Annotated in this window: 1 protein-coding gene; it reads right to left on the bottom strand. The window is 44.1% G+C overall.

Features of this window, described 5'->3' with window-relative positions; all coding sequences use genetic code 11:
- Positions 1-878 (bottom strand): dicarboxylate/amino acid:cation symporter (locus A3739_RS12810; RefSeq protein ID WP_197472299.1); only part of this gene is annotated, 878 nt, incomplete at its 3' end.
- Positions 879-1,303: the final 425 nt, after the last annotated feature.

Here is a 1,303-nt window from a genome sequence, read left to right as displayed (position 1 = left end):
GCCGTTGAATTTTTCACGCCAAGTTCGTTTTCAACTGTCTCCATTGTGACAGGCAAAGTCGCCATAGAGGATGATGTCGATAGCGCGATCGCTTGGGGCTTTTTCATTGCTACCAAGAATTTTCGAGCAGACGTTTTTGATAATACATGCACCAACAATGGGTAAACAATAAAACCAAAGATAAGAATCGCGGCCACGTAAACAACAAACAGTTTAAACACAACCATCAAAGCACTGAAGCCGAATGTTCCAACCGCTTCGGCCATCAAGCCAAATACACCGAGCGGTGCGATGAGCATGATTTTGTTAATCATCCAGACCAAGCTACCAACAATTGTATTCACACCATTCAATATGGGCTCGCGTCTTTCGGCCTCTTGCTTTGACAAAGCAATGCCGAAGAACAAACAAAACACCAAGATTTGAAGAATATTCGCATCACTCAATGATTGGAAAATATTCGTCGGAATCATTCCAATCACCGTTGCCCAGAACGTTGGCAACTGACCTTGATCGGCATACTCGGAAGAAAGCATTCCTTCTATCGATGAGACATCAATCCCTAAGCCTGGGCCAAATATCGCACCCATGCCTAATGCTAATGTCACAGCTAAGGCTGAAGTCACACCAAAAAATGCAAGCGTACTTAAGCCCACTTTGCCCGCGTTTGCACTTTTACCCAAACCTGCTGCGCCGGCTACCAATGCGACCGCCACTAAAGGAATAACGAGCATTTTGATCAGATTAATAAAAATAGCGCCAAGCGGCGAAAACATGGAGGCATCTGGTCCCATTGCGATACCGACCATCGTGCCGACAAGCATCGCTATGACCACTTGAACACCGATATTCCCAATGAAATATTTGCTTAGTAACACGTCTTTACCTCATGAAATAAGGAATTAGCTCAGAATGACTGGTCATTGCGTGCCAGACAGTTCAGCGCCAATCGAAATTTATGAATACATAAAGCAGTTCGAAAAACTCATCAGAGCCATTACTGAATAATTTCTCGTGTTCCTTTAAAAAGTGCTGATAGCACCTTTTGACGTACGCCCTCGAAGCAAACATCCATTGCGGATGCATAAAGAGCCCTTTGGCGTAGTGGTCTTCCCGAGCTTCAAACTACTTCAAACTCGATAGCAAAATAAGATAAGTGCAGTAAGCAACTGAAGGACTGAGCGTCTCTCCTTGCCTACTCAATGCCACAAATAAATGGAAATGAATCAGTGGCGAATGTAGCGCCTCAGTAGTGGAATCAATAGTAAAACATTGTCGATGACTGTGAATCATCGTGAAAGGC

Source organism: Oleiphilus sp. HI0067 (genome assembly GCF_001635735.1).
Note: the sequence above shows the minus strand (reverse complement) of the source record. Positions and strands in the feature narration are given on the sequence as shown.